This window comes from Allobosea sp. CER48, from assembly GCF_044752385.1.
Classification (GTDB): domain Bacteria; phylum Pseudomonadota; class Alphaproteobacteria; order Rhizobiales; family Beijerinckiaceae; genus Allobosea.
In genome coordinates this window covers 1-6295 of record NZ_JBIWYK010000171.1, presented here as the reverse complement: position 1 = coordinate 6295, position 6295 = coordinate 1, and the positions used below count along the sequence as shown (strand labels likewise).

General features: G+C 66.4%; 5 protein-coding genes. 4 read left to right on the top strand and 1 reads right to left on the bottom strand.

Translation table 11 applies throughout. The features are described 5' to 3' along the window. Positions 1-36: 36 nt before the first annotated feature. A complete protein-coding gene (locus tag ACIPIA_RS08490; protein WP_400508515.1) occupies positions 37-1716 on the bottom strand; it encodes an electron transfer flavoprotein-ubiquinone oxidoreductase in 1680 nt (559 codons plus the stop codon). Between the two features lie 171 nt (positions 1717-1887). On the opposite strand from ACIPIA_RS08490, the gene ACIPIA_RS08485 reads away from it, so the two are divergent. From ACIPIA_RS08485 to ypfJ, 4 genes are all read left to right on the top strand, one after another. Beyond that, a complete protein-coding gene (locus tag ACIPIA_RS08485; RefSeq protein WP_400508513.1) occupies positions 1888-2712 on the top strand; it encodes a uracil-DNA glycosylase in 825 nt (274 codons plus the stop codon). 114 nt (positions 2713-2826) lie between these two features. Next, positions 2827-4257, top strand: a complete 1431-nt coding sequence (locus ACIPIA_RS08480) for a cytochrome ubiquinol oxidase subunit I (RefSeq protein ID WP_400508511.1) — start codon at positions 2827-2829, stop codon at positions 4255-4257. 12 nt (positions 4258-4269) lie between these two features. Next, positions 4270-5274: a cytochrome d ubiquinol oxidase subunit II gene (gene cydB / locus ACIPIA_RS08475; protein ID WP_400508510.1), complete on the top strand. Its 1005-nt coding sequence runs from the start codon at positions 4270-4272 to the stop codon at positions 5272-5274. A 106-nt stretch (positions 5275-5380) separates the two neighbouring features. After that, positions 5381-6265: a KPN_02809 family neutral zinc metallopeptidase gene (ypfJ, locus tag ACIPIA_RS08470; RefSeq protein WP_400508508.1), complete on the top strand. Its 885-nt coding sequence runs from the start codon at positions 5381-5383 to the stop codon at positions 6263-6265. Positions 6266-6295 lie beyond the last annotated feature (30 nt).

Sequence of the window (6295 nt, the reverse complement as noted above, 5' to 3'; positions counted from 1 at the left end):
CTGTCCTTTTGCCCGCCGCCGCAGCGGCAGGGCGCGTCACATATTGGCGTAACCCGGCCCGCCGCCGCCTTCCGGCACCGTCCAGGTGATGTTCTGGGCGGGGTCCTTGATGTCGCAGGTCTTGCAGTGGACGCAGTTCTGCGCGTTGATCACGAAGCGCGGATTGCTCTTCGTCTCGGCGTTCTCATAAACGACCTCGTAGACGCCCGCCGGGCAGTAGAGCCGGGCCGGCTCGCCGTAGAGCGGCAGGTTCTTGGCGATCGGGATCGACGGATCGGTCAGCCTCAGATGCGCCGGCTGGTCCTCCTCGTGATTGGTCGAGGACAGGAAAACGGAGGACAGCTTGTCGAAGGAGATCTTGCCGTCCGGCTTCGGATAGGTGATCGGCTTGACCTCTGCGAGCGGCTTCAGCGTCGCGTAGTCGGGCTTGCCGTGCTTCAGCGTGCCGAAGGGCGACCAGCCGAAGAGCTGGTTCAGCCACATGTCGACGCCACCGAGAGCGACGCCGACGAAAGTGCCGAACTTCGACCAGAGCGGCTTGACGTTGCGGACGCGCTTGAGGTCCTTGCCGATCGCGCTGCCGCGCCATTCGTTCTCGATCTCGACGACCTCGTCATGGCTGCGGCCGGCCTGCAGCGCCGGTACGAGCTTCTCCGCCGCCAGCATGCCGGAGAGCACGGCGTTGTGGCTGCCCTTGATGCGGGGAACGTTGACGAAGCCTGCCGCACAGCCGATCAGCGCGCCGCCCGGGAAGGTCAGCTTCGGAACGGACTGGAAGCCGCCCTCGGTGATGGCGCGCGAGCCATAGGAGATGCGCTTGCCGCCCTCGAACGTGTCGCGGATCAGCGGATGGGTCTTGAAGCGCTGGAACTCGTCGAAAGGCGAGAGCGTCGGGTTCTCGTAGTTGAGATGCACGACGAAGCCGACGGCGACGAGGTTGTCGTCGAAGTGATAGAGGAAGGAGCCGCCGCCCGTCTTGTTGTCGAGCGGCCAGCCGAAGGAGTGCTGGACGCGACCCTTGTGGAACTTCTCCGGCTTGACCTGCCAGAGCTCTTTCAGGCCGATGCCGTATTTCTGCGGCTCGCGGCCGGCGTCGAGCGCAAATTTCCTGATCGCGATCTTGGACAGCGAGCCGCGAGCACCCTCGCCCAGCAGCGTGTAGCGGCCGCGCAGCTCCATGCCGCGCGTGAACCGGTCGGAGACTGTGCCGTCCTTTGCGATGCCCATGTCGCCGGTGGCGGTGCCGGCGACCGAGCCGTCCTCGTTGAACAGCAGCTCGGCGGCGGCGAACCCCGGGTAGATCTCGACGCCCAGCGCCTCGGCGCGCGTGGCCAGGAACTTCGCGACGAGCCCGAGCGAACCGACGAAGTTGCCATGGTTGTTCATCAGCGGCGGCATGCCGAAATTCGGCAGGCGCATGCCGTTCGGCTCGGTCAGGAAGTAGAAGACGTCCTCCTTGACCTCGGTGGTCAGCGGGCGGTCGGGATCGTCGCGCCAATCCGGTACCAGCTTGTCGAGGCCGATCGGGTCGATGACCGCTCCGGAGAGAATGTGAGCGCCGACCTCGGCGCCCTTCTCGACCACTACGACGGAGATGTTCTCGTCGAGCTGCTTCAGCCGGATGGCAGCCGCCAGGCCAGCGGGACCGGCGCCTACGATGACGACGTCATAGTCCATGCTCTCGCGCGGTTCGCTCTGCGCTTCCTTGAGATCCATCCTGCCCTCCGCCTGCATTCCGCGCCGCGCAATTGTTTATATATGAACTATCTCGCCAGCTCGTTCAACGCCCGGCTTCCGTTCAGTCTGGAACCCCTCTATCCAAGCGCCCGTTCCATTTTGCAACTGCGTTGGCTCGCGGAGCGGCTTTGCAGCGTATAGGATGCGACGATGAGCCTGTCCGATGCATTGGGGCCCGACGCGCCAGACCCTTACGAGTTGCTGAGCTGGTACGCCGAGATGGGCGTGACCGAAGCGCTCGACGAGACGCCGCGCAACCAGTTCGCCGAGCCCGCCCCCGCTGCGGGAGCGGGGCAGGCGCGGCTGCGCGCCCTGCCGGGCCGCCCGGCTGCGGCCGCTAGGCCGATCGCCGCAGCTGCCACGGCGCCCGACGATGCGACCGTCAACGCCCGAGCGTTGGCCCGCGAGGCGCGCACGCTCGACGAGCTCAGGGACGCGATGGCCAAATTCGAGGGCTGCGCCCTGAAGGCCACCGCCAAGAACCTCGTCTTCTCCGACGGCAATCCGGAGGGACGGGTGATGATGGTCGGCGAGGCGCCCGGAGCCGATGAGGACCGGCTCGGCTTCCCCTTCGTCGGCCGTTCCGGGCAATTGCTCGACCGGATGCTGGCCGCGATCGGCCTCAGCCGGCAGAACGACGTCTACATTGCCAACCTGCTGCCCTGGCGCCCGCCGGGCAACCGCACGCCGACGCCGCAGGAAGTCGCGATCTGCCTGCCCTTCATCCAGCGCCAGATCGAGCTCGCCGACCCCGACATCCTCGTCTGCGTCGGCGGCCCTTCGGCGCAGGGGCTGCTCGGCTTCAGCGGCATCCTGCGCTCGCGCGGGCAATGGGCGGAGTACGACACCGGCTCGCGGCGGATCCGCGCCATCGCGACGCTGCACCCGGCCTATCTGCTGCGCCAACCGCTGCAGAAGCGTCTCGCCTGGCGGGACCTGCGGGCGCTCAAGGCGGCGCTCGACGGGAAGAATTGACGCAGCGACGTTGCGCGCAGGCCCCAAGCGAGGCAAGCTCGAATTAGATCACATCCAGAGACGCCCCAATGGGCGAATCCAGCGCCTTGACGGCGTGGCCGACGGAGTTCTGCGATGGTCATCGATGCTTTTCTGCTTTCACGCATCCAGTTCGCTTTCACCGTATCGTTTCACATCGTCTTTCCAGCCTTCACCATCGGGCTTTCTGCCTACATCGCCACGCTGCTCGGCCTCTGGCTGAAGACGGGCGACCAGAAATTCCACCTGCTCGCCCGGTTCTGGACCAAGATCTTCGCGGTCTCCTTCGCGATGGGCGTGGTTTCCGGCATCGTGCTGTCCTACCAGTTCGGCACCAACTGGAGCCGGTTCTCGACGGCGGTCGGCAATGTCGTCGGCCCGCTGATCGGCTACGAGGTGCTCTCGGCCTTCTTCCTCGAGGCCTCCTTCCTCGGCGTGATGCTGTTCGGCTGGAAACGGGTGCCGCCCTGGCTGCACTTCCTCTCCGCCGTGATCGTCGCCGGAGGCACGGCGCTTTCGGGCTTCTGGATCCTCTCGGCCAACAGCTGGATGCAGTACCCGGTCGGGCATGAGGTCCGTGACGGCATCGCCTACCCGGTCGACTGGATGAAGATCGTCTTCAACCCGACCTTCCCGCTGCGCTTCGCGCACATGATGACGGCGGCCTACCTGACCACCGCCTTCGTCGTGCTGGCGACCGGCGCCCGCCATCTGCTGGCCGGGCACCGCACCGAATCGGCCAAGACGATGGTGCGGATGGCGATCCTGATGATCGCGCTGACTGCGCCGTTGCAGGCCGTGATCGGCGACTTCCACGGCCGCGACACCGCGACCTATCAGCCTGCCAAGCTGGCGGCGATCGAGGCGCATTGGGATTCCTCGAAGCCCGGCGCCCTCGTGCTCTTCGCCTGGCCGGACGAGAAGGCCGAGCTCAACCGCTTCGAGATTTCGATCCCGGGTGTCGCCAGCCTCGTCACCCATGGCAGCATGACCGCGCTCTTCCCGAGCCTGAAGGATTTCCCGGTGCAGGATCGGCCACCGGTCCTGATCCCGTTCTTCGCCTTCCGCGCGATGGTCGGAATCGGCGTGCTGATGATCCTGTTCGGCTGGATCGGCGCCTGGCTCTGGCGCAAGGGCACGGTGTTCGAATCACGACGCTGGCTCGGGATCGCCCAGTACACCTGGCCCGCCGGCTTCATCGCCATCCTCTCTGGCTGGTTCGTCACCGAGGTTGGCCGCCAGCCCTGGCTGGCGACCGGCATCATCCGCTCGGCCGACGCCGTCTCGCCGGTGACGACGACGCAGGTGGCGATCTCGCTCTTCCTGTTCATCTGCGTCTATTCGGTGGTGTTCACCGCCGGGATCCTGCTGATCAACCGACTGATCGACAAGGGACCGGACGAGATCACCGGCGCGGATGCCCCCGAGCAGTCCTCGAAGCGCACGCTCAAGGCCGTGCAGGGAGAGGCCGCCACCATCTTCGGCGACGGCAAGCCCGGCGACGACAAGATCCAGCCGGCGATCTGAGGAGCCACGACGATGGAATGGTATCTTCCGGTCATCTGGGCCGTGCTGATCGGCACCGCCGTGATGCTCTACGTCGTGCTCGACGGTTTCGACCTCGGCATCGCCATCCTGTTTCCGTCGACCAAGGACGAGGGCGAGCGAGACCAGATGATGAACTCGGTCGCCCCGTTCTGGGACGGCAACGAGACCTGGCTGGTGCTGGGCGGCGGCGGCCTCTGGGTCGCCTTTCCGCAGGCCTACGCCATCATCATGCCGGCCTTCTACATCCCGATCACGCTGATGCTGCTGGCGCTGATCTTCCGCGGCGTCGCCTTCGAATTCCGCTGGGTCGCCAAGCCGCATCACCGGCGCTGGGACATCGCCTTCTGGCTGGGCTCGACGGTCGCCGCCTTCGCGCAGGGTCTGGTGCTCGGCGGGCTGATCCAGGGCGTCACGGTCGCGAAGGGCCAGTTCGCCGGAGGCCCCTTCGACTGGTTGACGCCCTTTACCGTGATGTGCGGCGTCGGCGTGATCGTCGGCTACGCGCTGCTCGGCGCGACCTGGCTCGTCTACAAGACCGACGGCCCTGTGTCCGAACGGGCGCGGCAGCAGGCGAAGACCCTGCTGCTGGGGCTCCTGGGCTTCGCGGCGCTGGTCTCGCTCTGGACGCCCTACGCGCATCCGCGCATCGCCGAACGCTGGTTCACCCCGGCCAATCTCGTCTGGCTCTGGCCCTTCCCGGTGCTGACGGCGCTGTGTGGCTACCTCGCCTGGCGGCGGCTCCACGGCGCGCATGAGTTCACGCCCTTCGCGCTGACGATCGCGATCTTCCTGCTCTGCTTCCTGGGACTTTCGATCTCGAACTTCCCCTATCTGGTGCCGCCGAGCGTGACGATCTGGGATGCGGCGGCCGCGCCGTCGTCCCACATCTTCGTGCTGATCGGGGTGTCGTTCCTGCTGCCGATGATCCTGTTCTACACGGCCTTCGTGTACTGGACCTTCCGCGGCAAGGTCAGGGCCGACAGCGGGTATCACTGACGCGGCCCGCAGCGCTCAGGCTTCGTTCAGCCGGGTCGAGCAAAGACGACTTGAGTTCCCCGCATCTCCCGGCGAGATTGCGGGGAGTTTCGCCGAGGAACCGTCCATGCAGTGGGAAGACTATCGCCAGTCCGAGAATCTCGAGGATCGGCGCGGCGGCGGTGGCGGCGGATTCGCCGGCATGCCCGGCGGGCGCGGCGGCATCGGCATCGGCACCATGGTCGTGCTCGGCCTGCTCGGCTGGGCGCTCGGAATCGATCCGCGCCTGCTGATCGGCGGTGCCGAGATGATCGGCGGCATCGGCGGGCGCGAGCAGACTCAGGAAACGCGGCGCTCCTCCGGCCCCCCGCAGGACCAGATGGGCCGCTTCGTCTCGGCCGTGCTGGCGCAGAACGAGGATGTCTGGTCCAAGGTGCTGCCGCAGCAGGCCAATGTTCGCTATCAGGCGCCGCGCCTCGTGCTGTTCTCCGGCGTCGACCGCTCGGGCTGCGGCACGGCGCAGTCGGCGATGGGCCCTTTCTATTGCCCGGTGGACAAGAAGGTCTATCTCGACACCTCCTTCTTCCAGGAGATGCAGCGCAAGCTCGGCGGCGGCGGCGACTTCGCCTATGCCTATGTGATCGGCCACGAGGTCGGCCATCACATCCAGAACCTGCTCGGCATCCTGCCCAAGGCCAACCAGATCCGCGAGCGCTCGTCCGAGCGTGATTCGAATGCGATTTCGGTCAGGATCGAATTGCAGGCGGACTGCTTTGCCGGCGTCTGGGCCCATAACGTGCAGGCGATGGGCCGTCTCGACCAGGGCGACATCGAGGAGGCCATCCGCACCGCGTCGGCGATCGGCGACGACAAGCTGCAACGTGCGGCGCAGGGCGTCGTGGTGCCCGATTCCTTCACCCACGGCTCCTCGGCCCAGCGGACGAAGTGGTTCAATATCGGCTTCCAGTCCGGCTCGATGCAGCGCTGCGATACCTTCAGCAATCAGGTTTGACCGAGCCGAACACGGCCCGCGCCGGACCAG